The 15,905-nt window shown below is 58.4% G+C and carries 16 protein-coding genes and 1 tRNA gene; 9 read left to right on the top strand and 8 right to left on the bottom strand.

Annotated elements, in window-relative coordinates; genetic code table 11:
- The first annotated feature begins 276 nt into the window (after nt 1-276).
- The 4 genes from fliI to ACZ5C3_RS24095 all read left to right on the top strand — a co-directional run bounded on the left by fliI (nt 277) and on the right by ACZ5C3_RS24095 (nt 3,981).
- Nucleotides 277-1,602, top strand: coding sequence for a flagellar protein export ATPase FliI (gene fliI, locus ACZ5C3_RS24110; protein WP_464033664.1), 1,326 nt, complete (start codon nt 277-279; stop codon nt 1,600-1,602).
- A 105-nt stretch (nt 1,603-1,707) separates the two neighbouring features.
- Nucleotides 1,708-2,127 carry a flagellar export protein FliJ gene (gene fliJ / locus ACZ5C3_RS24105; protein WP_464033663.1) on the top strand — a complete coding sequence of 140 codons (420 nt, stop codon included), beginning with the start codon at nt 1,708-1,710 and terminating at the stop codon, nt 2,125-2,127.
- 246 nt (nt 2,128-2,373) lie between these two features.
- Complete coding sequence (locus tag ACZ5C3_RS24100) at nt 2,374-2,922, top strand: sigma-70 family RNA polymerase sigma factor (RefSeq protein WP_464033662.1); 549 nt, start codon at nt 2,374-2,376, stop codon at nt 2,920-2,922.
- Between the two features lie 12 nt (nt 2,923-2,934).
- A complete protein-coding gene (locus ACZ5C3_RS24095) occupies nt 2,935-3,981 on the top strand; it encodes an anti-sigma factor (protein WP_464033661.1) in 1,047 nt (348 codons plus the stop codon).
- A 134-nt stretch (nt 3,982-4,115) separates the two neighbouring features.
- On the opposite strand, the gene ACZ5C3_RS24090 is transcribed toward ACZ5C3_RS24095, so the two are convergent.
- Nucleotides 4,116-4,328, bottom strand: a complete 213-nt coding sequence (locus ACZ5C3_RS24090; protein WP_464033660.1) for a hypothetical protein — start codon at nt 4,326-4,328, stop codon at nt 4,116-4,118.
- Between the two features lie 302 nt (nt 4,329-4,630).
- The gene (gene flhA / locus ACZ5C3_RS24085; protein WP_464033659.1) at nt 4,631-6,865 is read right to left on the bottom strand and encodes a flagellar biosynthesis protein FlhA; all 2,235 of its coding nucleotides are present in this window, start codon (nt 6,863-6,865) and stop codon (nt 4,631-4,633) included.
- A gap of 190 nt (nt 6,866-7,055) precedes the next feature.
- Here flhA and ACZ5C3_RS24080 point away from each other — a divergent pair, with 190 nt between their 5' ends.
- From ACZ5C3_RS24080 to ACZ5C3_RS24060, 5 genes are all read left to right on the top strand, one after another.
- Nucleotides 7,056-8,291, top strand: coding sequence for an MFS transporter (locus ACZ5C3_RS24080; RefSeq protein WP_464033658.1), 1,236 nt, complete (start codon nt 7,056-7,058; stop codon nt 8,289-8,291).
- A 75-nt stretch (nt 8,292-8,366) separates the two neighbouring features.
- Entirely contained in the window at nt 8,367-9,497 is a 1,131-nt protein-coding gene (locus ACZ5C3_RS24075) for an 8-amino-7-oxononanoate synthase (protein WP_464033657.1), read from the top strand.
- Nucleotides 9,494-10,135, top strand: a complete 642-nt coding sequence (bioD, locus tag ACZ5C3_RS24070; protein WP_464033656.1) for a dethiobiotin synthase — start codon at nt 9,494-9,496, stop codon at nt 10,133-10,135. The genes ACZ5C3_RS24075 and bioD overlap by 4 nt, the downstream gene beginning before the upstream one ends.
- Nucleotides 10,132-11,391, top strand: coding sequence for an adenosylmethionine--8-amino-7-oxononanoate transaminase (locus ACZ5C3_RS24065; protein ID WP_464033655.1), 1,260 nt, complete (start codon nt 10,132-10,134; stop codon nt 11,389-11,391). The genes bioD and ACZ5C3_RS24065 overlap by 4 nt, the downstream gene beginning before the upstream one ends.
- A gap of 105 nt (nt 11,392-11,496) precedes the next feature.
- Nucleotides 11,497-11,572, top strand: a tRNA-Ile gene (locus tag ACZ5C3_RS24060).
- 17 nt (nt 11,573-11,589) lie between these two features.
- On the opposite strand, the gene ACZ5C3_RS24055 is transcribed toward ACZ5C3_RS24060, so the two are convergent.
- From ACZ5C3_RS24055 to ACZ5C3_RS24030, 6 genes are all read right to left on the bottom strand, one after another.
- On the bottom strand, nt 11,590-12,849 hold the full coding sequence (locus ACZ5C3_RS24055; protein ID WP_464033654.1) for a tyrosine-type recombinase/integrase: 1,260 nt from the start codon (nt 12,847-12,849) through the stop codon (nt 11,590-11,592).
- A 257-nt stretch (nt 12,850-13,106) separates the two neighbouring features.
- Nucleotides 13,107-13,637, bottom strand: a complete 531-nt coding sequence (locus tag ACZ5C3_RS24050; RefSeq protein WP_464033653.1) for an HNH endonuclease — start codon at nt 13,635-13,637, stop codon at nt 13,107-13,109.
- The gene (locus ACZ5C3_RS24045; RefSeq protein WP_464033652.1) at nt 13,634-13,909 is read right to left on the bottom strand and encodes a hypothetical protein; all 276 of its coding nucleotides are present in this window, start codon (nt 13,907-13,909) and stop codon (nt 13,634-13,636) included. Before ACZ5C3_RS24045 ends, ACZ5C3_RS24050 begins: the two co-directional genes overlap by 4 nt.
- A 113-nt stretch (nt 13,910-14,022) precedes the next feature.
- On the bottom strand, nt 14,023-14,484 hold the full coding sequence (rnhA, locus tag ACZ5C3_RS24040; RefSeq protein ID WP_464038419.1) for a ribonuclease HI: 462 nt from the start codon (nt 14,482-14,484) through the stop codon (nt 14,023-14,025).
- A gap of 157 nt (nt 14,485-14,641) precedes the next feature.
- Entirely contained in the window at nt 14,642-15,526 is an 885-nt protein-coding gene (locus ACZ5C3_RS24035; protein ID WP_464033651.1) for a hypothetical protein, read from the bottom strand.
- Between the two features lie 78 nt (nt 15,527-15,604).
- The gene (locus ACZ5C3_RS24030; protein WP_464033650.1) at nt 15,605-15,898 is read right to left on the bottom strand and encodes a hypothetical protein; all 294 of its coding nucleotides are present in this window, start codon (nt 15,896-15,898) and stop codon (nt 15,605-15,607) included.
- Nucleotides 15,899-15,905 lie beyond the last annotated feature (7 nt).

Below are 15,905 nucleotides of genomic sequence, written 5' to 3'. Positions count from 1 at the left end.
ACTGCATATGGTTAACAAATGCTGATTCGTCTCTGCAAGCTCATTCGTGCAATTTTCGTCGAATCGCACTAAGATGTTGCGCGTAAGCAGCTTTTTGTACCCCTGCAGTTCAAGCTCCACATTAAGAGACGGACTTAACCGACTCCTGCGACTCACTCCTTTTTACAAAGGCCGAGCGCGCTCAGTCACCAAAGACAGTGACGCAATGATTAACGATGCGGGTAAACACAGGGTTAAGGGCAAGCTTCGGAATCGTCGAAACTTAAGGTTTTCGCAATGAAAGCTCTCGCCGAGCAGATCTCCGACATCGATGGCGTCAATATTTATGGCCGCGTTGTGGGTGTACGTGGGTTGATGGTGGAGATCGCGGGGCCGATCCACGCCATGTCGGTCGGTGCACGCATTGTTATTGAGACGGGGAGCAACCGTTTCATCCCCTGCGAGGTGATTGGCTTCAGCGGCAACAATGCCGTCGTCATGCCGTTCGCGGGGCTTGATGGTGTGCGCCGCGGGTGCCGCGCGGTCATTGCCAATGCAGCTAATCAAGTGCGCCCCTCGGCGTCATGGCTTGGCCGTGTCATTAATGCGATGGGTGAACCGATCGATGGCAAGGGGCCGTTGGCGCATGGGGCATCTCCGGTGCCTTACCGTAACGCGCCGCCTCCGGCCCACTCGCGAAAGCGGGTTGGTCCGCCACTCGATCTTGGGGTACGGGCACTCAACTCATTTCTCACGTGCTGCCGCGGTCAGCGCATGGGCATCTTCGCAGGCTCCGGCGTCGGTAAATCCGTCCTGTTGTCGATGCTCGCTCGCAACGTCGACGCTGATATTTCGGTGATCGGGCTGGTCGGCGAACGTGGTCGCGAGGTGCAAGAATTTCTCCAGGATGATCTCGGCGAAGAGGGCTTGGCGCGTTCCGTCGTGGTGGTCGCAACGTCGGACGAGCCGGCCTTGATGCGACGTCAGGCGGCGTATCTGACGCTGGCCATCGCCGAATACTTCCGTGATGAAGACAAGGATGTGCTGTGCCTGATGGACTCGGTGACACGTTTTGCGATGGCGCAGCGAGAAATCGGCCTCTCCGCAGGTGAGCCGCCAACCGCCAAAGGCTATACTCCGACCGTATTCACTGAACTCCCCAAGCTGCTTGAACGGGCGGGGCCCGGACTGGGAGAGGGCACTATCACCGGCATTTTCACGGTGCTGGTCGATGGCGACGATCACAACGAACCGGTGGCGGACGCGGTCCGCGGTATTCTTGATGGGCACATCGTGATGGAGCGATCCATCGCCGAGCGAGGCCGCTATCCGGCGATCAACGTCCTGAAATCGGTTTCCCGAACCATGCCGAAGTCCGCCGATCCGCAGTATCTGCCGGTCATCAAGCGGGCGCGGCAGACCATGGCGACCTACGCCGATATGGAGGAATTGATTCGGCTAGGAGCGTATCGGGCCGGCTCCAGCCCTGAAGTGGATGAGGCGATCAAGCTGCACGAACCCCTCGAGGACTTTCTGCGGCAGGCCAAGGACGAGGCCACCGGTTTAACGCAGGGATATCAGCAATTAGAGCAAATCCTGCAAATCTTGGAAACGGAACGCTAACTTTGTCGCGCCATGATCCGCGTCACCTGTGTTTGACCGGAGGGGCCCTGGGGGGAGCCGGTCGTGTCCCGCTTCCAGCTTGGGACTTCTGGGGAGTATGAGTCGATGAAGTCACGTGAAACGCTGATCCGCCTGAAGAAATTTCAGGTCGACGAAAAGCGCCGGAGGGTCGCACAGATCGAGGGAATGATCGCGGACTTCGAGCGTATGTCGTCCGATCTGGAGCGCGAAATCCAGCACGAACAGGAACGCGCCGGTATCAACGACCCGTCGCATTTCGCCTATCCGACCTATGCCAAGGCGGCCATCCAGCGCCGTGAGAATTTGGTCCGGTCGGCAGATGAGCTGCGGGTCCAGCTCGAAGATGCCAAGGCCATTCTCGGCGAGGCCTTCGAGGAGCTGAAGAAGGTCGAACTGCTCGATGAGCGGGATCAGGCGCGTGAACGTGCCGAGGAAAACGCCCGCGAACAGGCCGATCTCGACAGCATCGGGTTGATGCGCGCCCGCATCGGAGCGATGGCCTAAACCGTCCCGTCGGGGGCTTCTTACCTCGGCTGATTGTACCATTGCTGTGTCTGCCGTCGGGCAGGACGCAGATTTTGAGCTTGTTTGTCAGGAACATGAGGCCCGAGCCGGTGATGGCTCGGGCCTTCTTTCTTGCGGATATCTTTGGGGTTTACGGTCCTCGCTGGTCAGATGTGATACGAAAGGAAGGAATCTGGTACCCGATCCTGCAAGCGGCGACCGATGGATCTGGATTGAGGACATTGAATGCAAACGCCGGCTGAGCTTTCCTCGCTGCTCGCGTCTGTCGCAAGACGTGATGAGGCCGCCTTTGAGCGCCTGTACGAAGCAACATCAGCGAAACTCTATGGGGTCGTCCTTCGTATCTTGAAACGTCAAGATCTTGCGGAAGAGGTGATCCAGGACGCCTACGTCAAGATCTGGAACAGCGCGGGACAGTTCAATCCCGGCTTGTCATCTCCAATCACCTGGATGGCTTCAATAGCGCGCAACCGGGCGATCGATGTCGTTCGCAAGCGGAGCGAGATTTCGATCGAAGAAGAGCCTAGTGCGATGGATGTGGCCGCCGACACACCTGATCCGCTTGCCCGGAAAGACATGACTGAAGAGCTGCAGCGGATTATGGACTGCATCGGCCAGCTTGAGCCGCAACGCCAGAGGCTGGTGCTGCTTGCTTACTACAACGGCTGGAGTCGCGAGCAGCTCTCGAAGAAGTTCGACACGCCCTTGAACACCATCAAGACATGGCTGCGTCGTAGCATGGTGGAGATTCGCGAATGCCTCGGGTTGGCATGACGGTGGTCAAGCATGAACTATAGCGAAGACCATATCGCGCTCGCCGCGGAATACGCTCTTGGTACTCTCGATGCCGACGAGCGCGCGCTCGTTGAAACCATGATGATCGTCGATCACGGTTTCATGGAAGTGGTTGATGCGTGGGATCGCAAACTGGCGCCATTGCACCAGATGGTCTCCCCGGTCGAGCCACCACCGCATCTCTGGGACAACATTAAATCCGTCGTCGCGGAGATTAATCGATCGACTCCGATGCCTCCAGAGCCGGCACAACCGCCGGCGCAAGAGATCACTTCTGAGACGCCGGCTGTGGTCGCGCCTGAACCTGTTGCCGAGCAACCGAGCGAAGCGGCTGTCGTCGCAGAGCATCCGGTTGAGGCGAGCGCTGTTGCTGCGGCGCCCGAAGAAACAAGCGCCACAGTGAAAGAGCTCGAGGCGATGACGGCTGGCACGCCTCCGGAAATCGTGCCGGAGCCGGTGGCTGCACCGCATGTCAGCGAGCAGAGAAGTAATGTGGTCGAGTTGGCCGATCGCAGGCGAGGCGGATTTGCGTTCGGCATGATCATGAGCGCGGTGGCGGCGGGGCTCGCAGGCGTGATCGCGCTGCAGGCTTATCGGCCTGACCTGCTCCCCGGGGGACTTCGTGTGAAGCCGAAGGTGCAGATCGTGGAGGTTCCGGCTCCTCCTGCTCCGCAAGCTGCGCAGTTGGTTGCGTTGTTGCAGCAGAACGGATCAGCGCCGGCATTCATTCTGACCGTCGATACGAAGACGAACACTTTTACAGTGCGGAAAGTGGGCGCGACGCCACAGCCGGGCAAGAGTTACGAACTTTGGCTTGTCTCGGACAGGCTGCAGCGACCATGGTCGCTTGGTGTGATTGGCGGCAGCGATTTCACGATCCGCCCCTCGGCCACGTCTTATGACACCGATATGATCAGTAAGGCGACTTTTGCTGTTACGCTGGAGCCGGAAGGTGGTTCGCCCGCAGGCATTCCCACGGGCCCGATTGTTTACAGCGGCAAGCTGATCGAGAGCGTGCCTTCGTTGCCCGCGCGCTAATCACGATTTCATAAGGCAACAAAAAACGCCCGTGGGGAGCGGGCGTTTTCTGGTCTCAGACTTGGGGTCTTCTGAGCATCCATAAGGCGACTTCGGGGGGCGGGGAAGAGAGCCTTATGAATTCGTAAAACTCGTTAGCGGATCACCTGCTGATCTGAACTCGTTATGACAACGGCTTTGGTCGCCTTGATTGCTGGACCATTCGCGCGAGCGGTTTGCGTCAGACCATCATCGGACGTCAGGCGGGCGGAGATGCCCAACCCTGCGACACCGATTGCAGCGACAAGAGCGACGACGACGATCTTGAGATGCGTCATCCGATCCGCGCTATAAAACGAATGGTTCATCGAAAGCCTCCCGCCACCTTGTGCAGTTGAACTTTTGTCCCGCTCGCCTGCTTTCAGGTTCAACGTCGTTCTCGTGCATACAAACGTAAGTGGCAGGGATTTGTTTCCAAGCCGGCTTCACAAACGAGTGAAATCTCTTGAACTGGGGAGAGATTTTTAAACCAATGAAAATTTATATAATGAATTCAAATAATTGCGCCCCGGCCGAGTTCGGTCGGGGCGCGATTTTATTTGCAGAAATCAATGAAAGGCTTGTCTGTGACGAATATGTCGCAGGCTCGAAGGGTCTTTTTGCCGCCTTTTCAGATGCTGCCGACCGTCTTCAGGCGGGCGCGGGGGTGAATTTCCGCCTGTGACAGCACCGTTGTCTGGGACCTGAACCGTTCCACCAGCGACCGGACGAACGGCCGGATGGCAGCTGAGGTGACGAGCACGGGGGCTTCGCCTTCGCGTGCCGCTTGCTCGAATTTGTCGCGTACAGCGGTCATGAACTCCGAGAGTTTGGATGGCTGCATGGCGAGGCTGCGATCGTCGCCCGTGCCGACCAACGATTCCGCGAAAGCCTGTTCCCACTTCGCACTGAGCGCGAGCAGCGGCAAATAGCCGTTGATCGACGTGTTCTGCGCGCAGATTTGCCGTGCCAGCCTTGCGCGGACGTGTTCGACAATGGTTGCAGGATTGCGCGAGAAGGCCAATGCATCGGCGATGCCTTCGAGAATTGTCGAGAGATCGCGGATCGAGATGCGTTCCGCCAGGAGAAGCTGGAGCACACGCTGGATTCCGGACACGTTGATCTGAGTAGGAACGATGTCCTTGATAAGTTCGCCCTGTTCCTTCGGCAGATCCTTGAGCAGTTTTTGAACTTCGCCGTAGGACAGAAGATCCGACATATTGTTCTTGAGCAGCTCGGTGAGGTGCGTGGATAGCACCGTCGCCGAATCCACAACCGTGTAGCCTTTGAGGGAAGCTTCTTCCTTGAGGGAAGCTTCGACCCACGTTGCCGGCAGGCCGAAAGTCGGCTCGGTTGTGTGTGTCCCGGGGACGCTAACCTGATTGCCGGCGGGATCCATGACCATGAACTGGTTCGCCCAGATACGTCCGGTGCCGGCGTCGACTTCCTTGATCTTGATGACGTAGGTGTTTGCTTCGAGCTGGACGTTGTCGAGAATTCGCACGGCCGGCATCACAAAGCCCATTTCAATAGCGAGCGACCGGCGCAGCGCCTTGATTTGCTCAGTCAACCGGTCGGTGCCGTCGGGTCCGTTGACCAGCGGCAACAACGCATAACCCAGCTCGATCTTCAGATCGTCGATCTTGAGCGCGCTCGAGATTGGCTCTTCGGCGGTTGCGGCGGCCGCTGCGGCAGCTACGGCAGGCTCGTTTGCGACCCGGGCTTCCTCGACCTTGGCTGCGCCCTTGCGCTTCTGTGCGGTCCACGCCAAGTAGCCCGCGCCGCCACCCAGAGCAAGGAATGGCAACATCGGAATGCCGGGCAGCAGGGAGAGCACGAGCATCACGCCCGATGCCATGCCGAGCGCCTGAGGGTATCCCGACAGCTGATTCATCATGGCCTTGTCGGCGGCGCCGCTGACGCCGGCCTTGGAAACCAGAAGGCCGGCCGCGGTCGAAACAATCAGTGCCGGCACCTGCGTGACGAGGCCGTCGCCGACCGTCAACAGGGTGTAAGTGCGGGCGGCGTCCGCGAAGCCCATACCCTGCTGGGCCACGCCGATGATGATGCCGCCTATCACGTTGATGAACACCACGAGCAAGCCGGCGATCGCGTCACCGCGGACGAACTTGGACGCACCGTCCATGGCGCCGAAGAAGCCGCTTTCGTCCTCCAGCTCCTTGCGGCGCTGCTTGGCGGTCTTTTCGTCAATCAGGCCGGCCGACAGGTCGGCGTCGATCGCCATCTGCTTGCCCGGCATGGAGTCGAGGTGGAAGCGGGCTGCCACTTCGGCGATACGGCCCGAACCCTTGGTGATGACGACGAAGTTGACGATGACGAGGATCGTGAAGACGATAATTCCGATGACGAAATTGCCGCCCATCACGAAGTTGCCGAATGCCTCGATCACGTGGCCGGCGGCAGCGGTTCCTTCATGGCCGTGCGACAGGATCAGGCGCGTCGAGGCCATGTTGAGCGACAGCCGCAACATGGTCGAGATGAGCAGGACCGTCGGAAACGCAGAAAATTCCAGCGGCGCTTGAATGAACAAGGCTGTCATCAGGATCAGGATCGAGAGCGTGATCGAGATCGCCAGGAAGAGATCCAGCACCACCGGCGGCAGCGGCAGGATGAGCACCACAAGGATGGTGAGAACACCGAACGCCAGCGCGAGATCGCCGCGCTTGAGCATGGTGCCGATGTCGGAAATTTTGGGAAATCCGGACCCTGTCGTCGTGCCTTGGCCAGCTGTCAGATCAACCATTGTCGCAGAGTCCCCTCGTGCATGTCGTTCGTGAGCCCCAAAGGCTTGAGCGGCGGCCAAGGGACCACCGTTCCGAAGGTGAGGCACCGCACTGGCATCCACGGGCATCTCCCGTTTTGACAACCGACGACACTCGACTTCACTCGGCAAAATTTGCCCAGCTTATGGTTAGCAAATGGTTAATAGGCGTGCGCTGCGAGATGAAATCGGCTTTCGCGAGAACAGCTTTCTCGCATAACGGCCATCCGGAGAATAACTTGACCGGGGAGGCTGGGCCGGAGAAGTTGCGCCCGTGGCTATTTCCATCGATTCTGGACCTCACCCCGTGACATTCACCCCTGACTCGCGTGCAGCGTGGGTGCGGCTGGCCATTGCCCTGATCATCGGCTCGCTCGGCAGTGTGGGTATGTGGTCTGTGGTGGTGGTCATCCCGACGGTGCAAGCCGAATTCGGAGCGACCCGGGCTGCGGCTTCACTGGCGTTCACCTGCGCCATGATGGGTTTCGGCGTCGGCGGTGTGCTGATGGGCAAGCTCTCCGACAAATTCGGCATCGTTCCCGCAATCATGATCGGCATCGCCGCGCTGGGATTGGGCTATGTCGGTGCGGGTTATGCCGGCGCCCTGTGGCAGTTCAACCTCATGCATTTTGCCATCGGGCTGGGCGCGGCCGCCACGTTTGGACCGCTGATGGCGGAAGCGTCTCATTGGTTCGAGCGTTACAGAGGCCTTGCTGTGACCATCGCGGCTAGCGGAAACTACATCGCCGGGACCTTCTGGCCAACGATCGTGGAGCGAGGCACCGCTCACGCTGGTTGGCGCGTCACTCACATCGCGATCGGCATCGGATGTGCGATTGTCATGGCGATTGTCACGCTTTTGCTCCGCTGGAAAATTGGAAAAGAAACTGTGCGCACCCACGCGAACGCCGCTGCTCCGCGTGTTGACCTGCGCATGAGCACCAACGCTCTAACCGCGCTACTCGGGATTGCTTCTATCGGGTGTTGCGTCGCCATGGCGATGCCGCAGGTGCACATCGTCGCATACTGCGGTGATCTTGGTTACGGGGTCGCGCGCGGCGCGGAAATGCTGTCGCTGATGTTGGCTTTCGGAATTATCAGCAGGATCGGATCGGGTTTCCTGGCGGATCGCATCGGCGGTTTGCGGACGCTGCTGGTCGGCTCAATCGCTCAGGGCGTCGCCCTGCTGTTCTATCTGTTCTTCGACAGCCTGACGTCACTCTATGTTATCTCTGCGATGTTCGGCTTGTTCCAGGGCGGCATCGTGCCGAGCTACGCCATCATTGTGCGGGAAGCGATGCCGGCGCGTGAAGCTGCGACCCGTGTGGGAATCGTCATTTTCGCGTCCGTGATCGGTATGTCGTTTGGCGGGTGGGTGTCAGGATTGATCTTCGACGCAACTGGATCCTACGCCGCGGCGTTCCTGAACGGTCTCGGCTGGAACGCCCTCAACATTACTATCGTGGTTATGCTCCTGTGGCGGGCGCGCCAGCGTATGGCGTTCGCATAACTGTTAGACGTTGACCGCTGGGGCGGGCTCCCGTAACGGGACAAGCGAGCCTTGGGCTGCCCGGGACAAACCATGATGCATGATCAATTTGAAACGGACCTGCGCGAACTTGCTGGGCGAGGGCGGCTGCGCTCGTTACGCGAGCGTTTGGGGATCGATTTCACGTCAAACGATTATCTGGGGCTCGCGGAATCCGATGAGCTAAGACAGGCAGCTGTTGATGCGATCGCACGCGGTGTGCCGATCGGATCTGGCGGTTCGCGGCTGCTGCGAGGCAACCACGCCGAGCACGAGGCACTGGAGAGCGAAGCTGCGGCGTACTTCGGCGCTGAAACTGCACTTTATTTCGGCGGCGGTTACGTTGCGAATTTTGCGATCTTCTCAACACTGCCGCAACGCGGAGATCTCGTCGTTCACGATGAGCTTGTCCATGCAAGTGTGCATGAGGGAATGCGGCGTGGCCGCGCTGACTATGTCAGTGCGCCCCATAACGATGCCGATGGGTTCAATGACGCCATCAGGCGTTGGCGAACTGCGGGTGGCAAGGGCAGGCCATGGATGTCGGTCGAGAGCCTCTATAGCATGGACGGCGACGGACCGAACCTGAACGACTTGCTAGCGGTGGCAGATCGGCACGAGGCGATGTTCGTGATCGATGAGGCGCACGCAACCGGCGTGTTGGGGCCGGATGGTCGAGGCCTCGCAGCGACGTTTGAAGGGCGCGAGAATGTTCTGACCTTGCACACCTGCGGAAAGGCTTTGGGAACGGTCGGTGGTTTCATCGTCGGCCCGAAGACCATTCGCGATTTTCTTGTCAATCGTTCGCGTCCGTTTATCTTTGCAACGGCTCCTTCTCCGTTGATTGCTGCTGTGACGCGTGCGTCGCTCCAAATATCCCGGACCGATTCCTCGCGACGTGAGCGATTGGCCCGCCTGGTTGAATTTGCAGGAAGCGAGCTGCGCCGGCGCTGCAATATCGAGCCGTCAGGTTCTCATATTCTCCCCGTCGTGGTTGGCGCCGATCAGGCAGCCGTCGCACTCGCGGCAGCCTTGCAGCGTCGAGGTTTTGACATCCGCGCGATACGTCCTCCGACGGTTGCAGAAGGGACTGCGCGTCTGCGGATTGCTCTGACGTTGAATGTGAATGAGGCCGTTGTTGCGGATCTTTTTGCTGCATTGTCAGATGAAATGCGGGCAGTGGCATGAACCAACACATCGTTGTCACCGGCACTGACACCGGCATTGGCAAAACGGTTTTCTCGGCTGCACTCACGGGTGCGCTCAATGCATTTTATTGGAAGCCGATTCAATCAGGTCTAGAGGAAGAGACTGACACGCAAGCTGTATTGCGGCTGTCTGGAATTCCGTCCAATCATATTCTGCCCGAGCTCTACCGGCTGAAGACTCCAGCGTCTCCGCATCTCGCCGCTGAAATTGACAGTGTCGCCATTGATTCGGCGAGGCTCGTGTTGCCGGCTGTGTCCGGCACCGTGGTGGTGGAAGGCGCGGGCGGTCTGATGGTGCCGCTGACGCGTGAGACGACCTACATCGATCAGATGGCACGATGGGGAGCTCCCGTGGTGCTCTGTGCTCGCACCGCGCTTGGCACGATCAATCACACCTTGCTGTCTGTCGAGGCATTGCGTCGCCGCGAGATCCCGCTTCTCGGCGTTGCCTTCATCGGCGAGGAAAATCCGGACACAGAGCGAACGATCGCGGAGATGGGACGTGTGAAGCGGCTCGGCCGTCTTCCTTCGCTGGCGGTGCTGACGCGCGATACCCTGCGGGAAGCTTTCGCTGAGAACTTCGCTGTCGAGGATTTTCTAAACGGAGCTGCGGGATGACGTCAAAGTCGCCGGTCTGGCATCCGTTCACGCAGCATGCTGTGTTTCCAGACGCCGTGATGATCTCGCGAGGTGAGGGGGCCTGGCTTGAGACGGCAGATGGCCGCAGGATTTTCGATGCGATTTCATCGTGGTGGGTTGTGACCCATGGTCATCGTCACCCTCATATCGTGAAGGCCATCAAGGATCAGGCGGATCGTCTCGATCAAATTATTTTTGCCGGTTTCACCCACGAGCCGGCGGAGCAGCTTGCCCAACGGCTCGTTGCGATCACGCCGCCGCAGCTTGAATATGTTTTCTTCTCCGATAGCGGATCCACGTCTGTCGAAGTCGCGCTGAAGATGGCTCTCGGTTTCTGGCGACACAGCGGCGAAAAACGCAGCCGCATTCTGGCATTGGAAGGCGCCTATCATGGCGACACCATCGGCGGAATGTCTGTTGGTGAGCGTGGCGTTTTCAATGCACCCTATGATCCTCTGCTGTTTGATGTCGAGCGCATCCCGTTTCCGCAGCAGGGACGCGAAGATACTACGTTTGACGCGTTGAAGACGGCCTGCAGCAGCGGCGGGATTGCGGCGCTGATCGTCGAGCCCTTGGTGCTGGGTGCTGGTGGGATGTTGATCTATCCGCCGTCGGTCCTCGCGGAGATGAAGCGCATATGCGAAGCGCACGGCGTTCTGTTCATTGCCGACGAAGTTATGACGGGATGGGGGCGGACGGGGACTTTGTTTGCCTGCGAGCAAGCAGGCGTCGTGCCGGATATCGCATGCTATTCCAAAGGTCTCACGGGAGGATCGGTGCCGCTCGCGGTCACGCTTTGCCGCGGCGATATCTTTGACGCGCATTACTCCACGGATCGAACTCGAACTTTTTTCCATTCAAGCTCCTACACAGCCAATCCGATTGCTTGCGCGGCAGCGCTCGCAAATCTCGAGGTCTGGGAGCGTGAGCCGGTGATGGACCGGATCGCTCAAATCTCCGCGACGCATATGAGACGACTTGATGGATTCCGCGACAATCCGCGCTTTGCGAACGTCCGTCAGATCGGAACCATTGCCGCCCTTGATATCGTTGCTGGGGATGCCGGTTACATGGCCGACATCGGCCCTCGACTCTATCGAGGCTTTCTCGATCGCGGTTTATTGGTTCGGCCGCTTGGCAATACCATCTACATCATGCCGCCTTATTGTTCGACGGCTGCCGAACTCGATCGGGTTTACGACGCCATCGGCGAGTTGGCGAACGAGATCGCCTGATCACCCGGGCGATGAACAAATTGCCCTCGATTCCCCAGAGGCCGATTGCTCAGCGGCGGCGGTCATTGTATGGGGTGAATGCACCGTTGCCCGTTAGGGTCGGCGGGGCCTGTAGCTCAATGGTTAGAGCCGACCGCTCATAACGGTCTGGTTGCAGGTTCGAGTCCTGCCGGGCCCACCAATAAAATCAGGCATAACTTACTTTTTCTTCTTCGCGAATTTCACTACCGCACCAGTTACCGCACCAGATACGTCCTTCTTACGTTCTCGCTTCGCCGGGCGCTGGGCAATTTTTTCCACCGCATCCGCCATGTGATCCGGGTGATGGTGACCGTAAACGTTGAGCAATACCTCCAGCGACATGCCGAGATAGCCGGCGGCCTGCCAAGGTTCTGTTCCTGCTTGCATGAGCCAGGTCGCTGCCGTGTGGCGTAGCGTGTGCGGCGAGACATTGCCTTCCGCTATCGAGATCTTGGCGAGACGCACCGCTGTTTTGAATGCGGTCTTTACCGAAGAAACTGGCTTGCCGTTGAATTCGACGAAGTGCTTTGCATCCGGTTCGATACGATGCCAGCGCCGAAGGTGAGCGAGTAGGCGAGGAGGCAGCGGCACGGTGGGCTGACGTTTGTTCGTCCTCGCGGCTCCCTGCTGGCGCCGATAATAGCGACCGCGCTCCAGGTCGATGTATGAGCGTCCTATCGCCGGGATCGGAGAAGCCGATGCGATGGGGCTCGCGCGCGTGCCCGTATAGGCGCCGATCAGAATAAAGCGTGCCAAGTGACGGAGTGGCCGCTTGTCCGTCGCGATCTTCTGCCCCTTCATGGGACCACGATGGACGGTTTGAATTTCGCGATGCCGCCAGCAAGTCCAGATGAGAGCCGCGACCTCGTCTCGCGTAAGCCAACGGTCGCGCGCCTCGCCCTTCGGAGGAAGCGTCACCTTCACCACGCCGCGGTGGTAGCCCTCGGCAGAGTGATGACCGATAGCCGAGCGCAGGTCTTCAAGGTCGCGCCGCGCCCCACCCCGATTCCCACGTTTGGTTCTGTAAGATCGGCATTCGTCGCCATCAACGTCGGAGAGCATCTTCGCGCCCCAGTAATCATTCAAGCGGCCGATGCGCGCCTTGAACTTCCGAATTGCGGCAATGTCGTCTTCAGTTTCTTCAGTGACCTTGAAGCGATCGCGGAGAGTTTCTAACGTCGCGTCCAGATAGATCGCGAGCACATCCCCAACCGGGATGATTTCTATGTCCTGGGCCTTGCGTTTTGGCTTGTGTTTTGAGGCGATGTAGTTGCTGAGAGCTTGCTCTGCTTCTGCAATCTCATTCTCAGCGCAACCTGTGAAGACATCCCGAGCGCCGTCCCGGATGATCCAGGTGGATCGGTGAGTGATGCTTCCTGATTTGTCGCGTCGTTCGCCCTTGAGGTGAAGTCTGGCGCCTTTGCTTTTACGCGGCATCGTTCCCGCATCTCCTCAATTGCCGCCAAAGTAACGAAGTGCTTGCCGGCGATAACTTCCACGTCGAGCCGTTCGCGGGCGATCTCGCGCCGCAGTCCGGCGACCGTCATTCCCCCCTTAGGAAACGCGATCTTGACGGCCTCGGCAAGCCTGAGGGGAGCGCTTCGATCGATTTTATCGCCGTCTTGCATGGGATCTCTGCTGATGGATAGACGCGGCGACAATGGGTTGGACGCCGCGTCTAGATGTGATGCGGTTTATTTTTCTCTCTGCTGATGAGCTTTTCGCGTCTCTCGAACTTGCTGCTCAAGCCTGGCCAAGGCCATGATGGTGGGCTTCAATTCGCTAGGCGCGGCCGCATATTTTACGCCGTGGATTTGGAGGCGTGGCAGCATGGCGGCTGTTACCAAATCCCAATTTGATGGATCGGTGTTCAACTGGTCACCTTTGCATTTTAAATACATTCCGTCCGGAATCGGGCCGTGCGTCTGCTCCCAAAGCAAGCGGTGTTTTAGAACGAAGATTCGCGAGAGCTTCCCCGGCTTCTCGTTCTTAACACACACTTCGATGAAACCTGCGGTGACGCGCTCCCGACCGATCGCGCACTTCTGAAGACATGACCGACCGTTATGCCAGCCTCTGGACTTACATAAGTGCTTTAACTGCTCGATGCTGATGTCTGCGCGACCGAACTCCTTACTGAATTTCTCATGAAGTTCGCGTCGAGGGATTTTGCTGTGACGCTTGATGAAGGAGAGTTCCTGTTCGTTTAAGGGGAGAGGTTTCATTGCTTGCGCCCCTCGATCATAGGAGCCGCTGTGCCGCTTGGACCGCCAAGTTGTGGAAGATAAGGCCTTGGATCATTGCCGGCATGATCAGCGACAATTTTCGCAGCCTGCACTTGGAGAGCAGTACGACGCAGGATCTGGTCAGCAACCGCGACGATGGCATTGCCACGCTTGCATTCGAGCTCGACCTCATCGGGTGTCTTGCTTTCGTCTGCAAGTCGCTCGATCTGGGCGAACAGATGATCGTTTAAGTCTGAAATCCTATTCTTCATGACCTTGCTCCAATAAGCGTTGAACGCGGTGAAGTCCGCGTCGCCGCTTCGAAGCTGATTCGCCCGACTGAAATGCGCTGTTTTGTTGTCATTTCGATATCCGAACGAGGGGGCTAGACGGACTGTCGTATGGCTAGTGATGCGAGGTGGTCTGCTCGCTCGTTGCCGCGATGTCCGTTGTGCCCTTTGACCCAGCGCCATGTTATGGACCTTCCATCAGCGAGTGCGTCTAGCGTCCGCCAAAGGTCCACATTTGGGACCGGCTTTTTCCCGTTGCGCATTTTTCGCTTACGGCCAGCCGACCAGATGGTCATTCCATTGATGACGTACTGGCTGTCGCTGAGCAGGGTGACCTGACAGGCGAGTGGGAGAACCGTAAGTGCTACGATTGCCGCAGTCATTTCCATGCGGTTGTTGGTGGTGGACGGATCACCACCACAGAGTTCAACCAAAGTCTGGCCATTCGCCTCGATAGATACACCCCAGCCACCACGACCAGGGTTAGGTTCGCAGGCGCCGTCCGTGTGCACAACGCAGGACCGTACATCGAGTAGCTCGGCAGCAGCCTGATCGATGTTCAGAAGAGGTTGCGGCGGTCGGTTGGACGGGCGTCCGATTCGTCGCTTAGTTTTCTCAGCGAGACGCGGAGCCGTCTCGGCAAGCCGCGCTTCCGGATCATCATACCAAGCCGTGTAGACACGGCGAGGGCGCTGCCAGTTCAGCCGACCCATGTTAGTTCTCCAGGAGTTTGAAGGGGTCTGGCGTCAGGAAGTAATCAGCGCAGTATTCCTTACCCGGAACGTTTGTGATCGCGGCTAACGCTTGGCTGGCGGACGTGAGCAGTCGACGAATGTCGTGACGGAGCTTGTCGACTCCCTCGGGGATATCGATCAGTCCATCGCTTTCTGGGAACCACTCGCGGTTATTGATGGCGAGTTCAACGAGGCCCATGGCGACGGAAATCTGAAACAGCGCTCCTCGTGGGCTCGAGGCGCGTTCGAATGATGCCGCCTTCATCAGCATATCTGCTTGATCGCTCAGGAGGCGAACGCTCGCATCTTTTCGTTGGGGCGAGTACTTCGGGTTCTCCTCGATTGGAGTTACCTTGTCGATCGCCTGTCGAAATTCATCGGCGATCGTTGAAGCATAGCATTCCGTCTGAGGTGCTTTAATTGCCGGGATAGAACTCGGAAGAGAGCAGAGATCGCCCACAATGGACCACATCATGCGCTCGGTGAACGAGTACTGTGAGGTGTGATTCATGTTGGTAAGGTAATCCTCTTCCTCAGCGAACTCCTTGATGACAGAGAACTTGGCGACGATATCCGCTAACGATGCTGCTGGATGATTGATGATCGCATTGATCATCGACACCCTGCCTCTTTCCGCAATTTCAAACTGGAATGCTGCGTCGCCGGTGTTGCCAGCTTCTTCCGCTGCCTTATACGCCGTCTTGCTAGCTTTTCGTTTCTTGGCGCAAAGCGAGACAAGGCTTGCCAGATCCTGTGACGCGTAACTCTCGGGTTGAGCAGCCTTACTCTTGGAGGAGGGCGATGGTTTGCGCGTTGAGCGCTGCCGCTTCTGAGCGTCCTTCCCCGCCGCCGGGGCAGCATTCACTGGTTGCGATATCGCTAGCATAGGTACCTCCGAAAACCGGACGCGCCGGTACGCTCCGCAAAGAGCGGAAATCAGTTTTCAAGGAATAATCTTGAGGATGTTGTCGGCGAGGTTGAGCGCGAGCCGCTCAAGCTCCGTGCGCGGCTCGGAATCCGAACCTTCCGCGATGAGGGCTTTGGCTTTTGCCGCTAAGCCTATCGGGCTGTCGGCAGGCGTCTGCTCGATGAGAGCAATAACAGTCTCGTGCCGGTCAAACCAGCCAGCGAGCCGCTTATCCCATTCCTCCGCCACGTCGAGGATGACCATGATCTCTTTGAGATCAGAGGCCGCTTTGATGAGAATTTGGTCGTTGGAATTGAGTGGGGTGTGCAACGTCGAC

It is taken from the genome of Afipia dichlorophenoxyacetatis (assembly GCF_055386385.1).
Note: the sequence above shows the minus strand (reverse complement) of the source record. Positions and strands in the feature narration are given on the sequence as shown.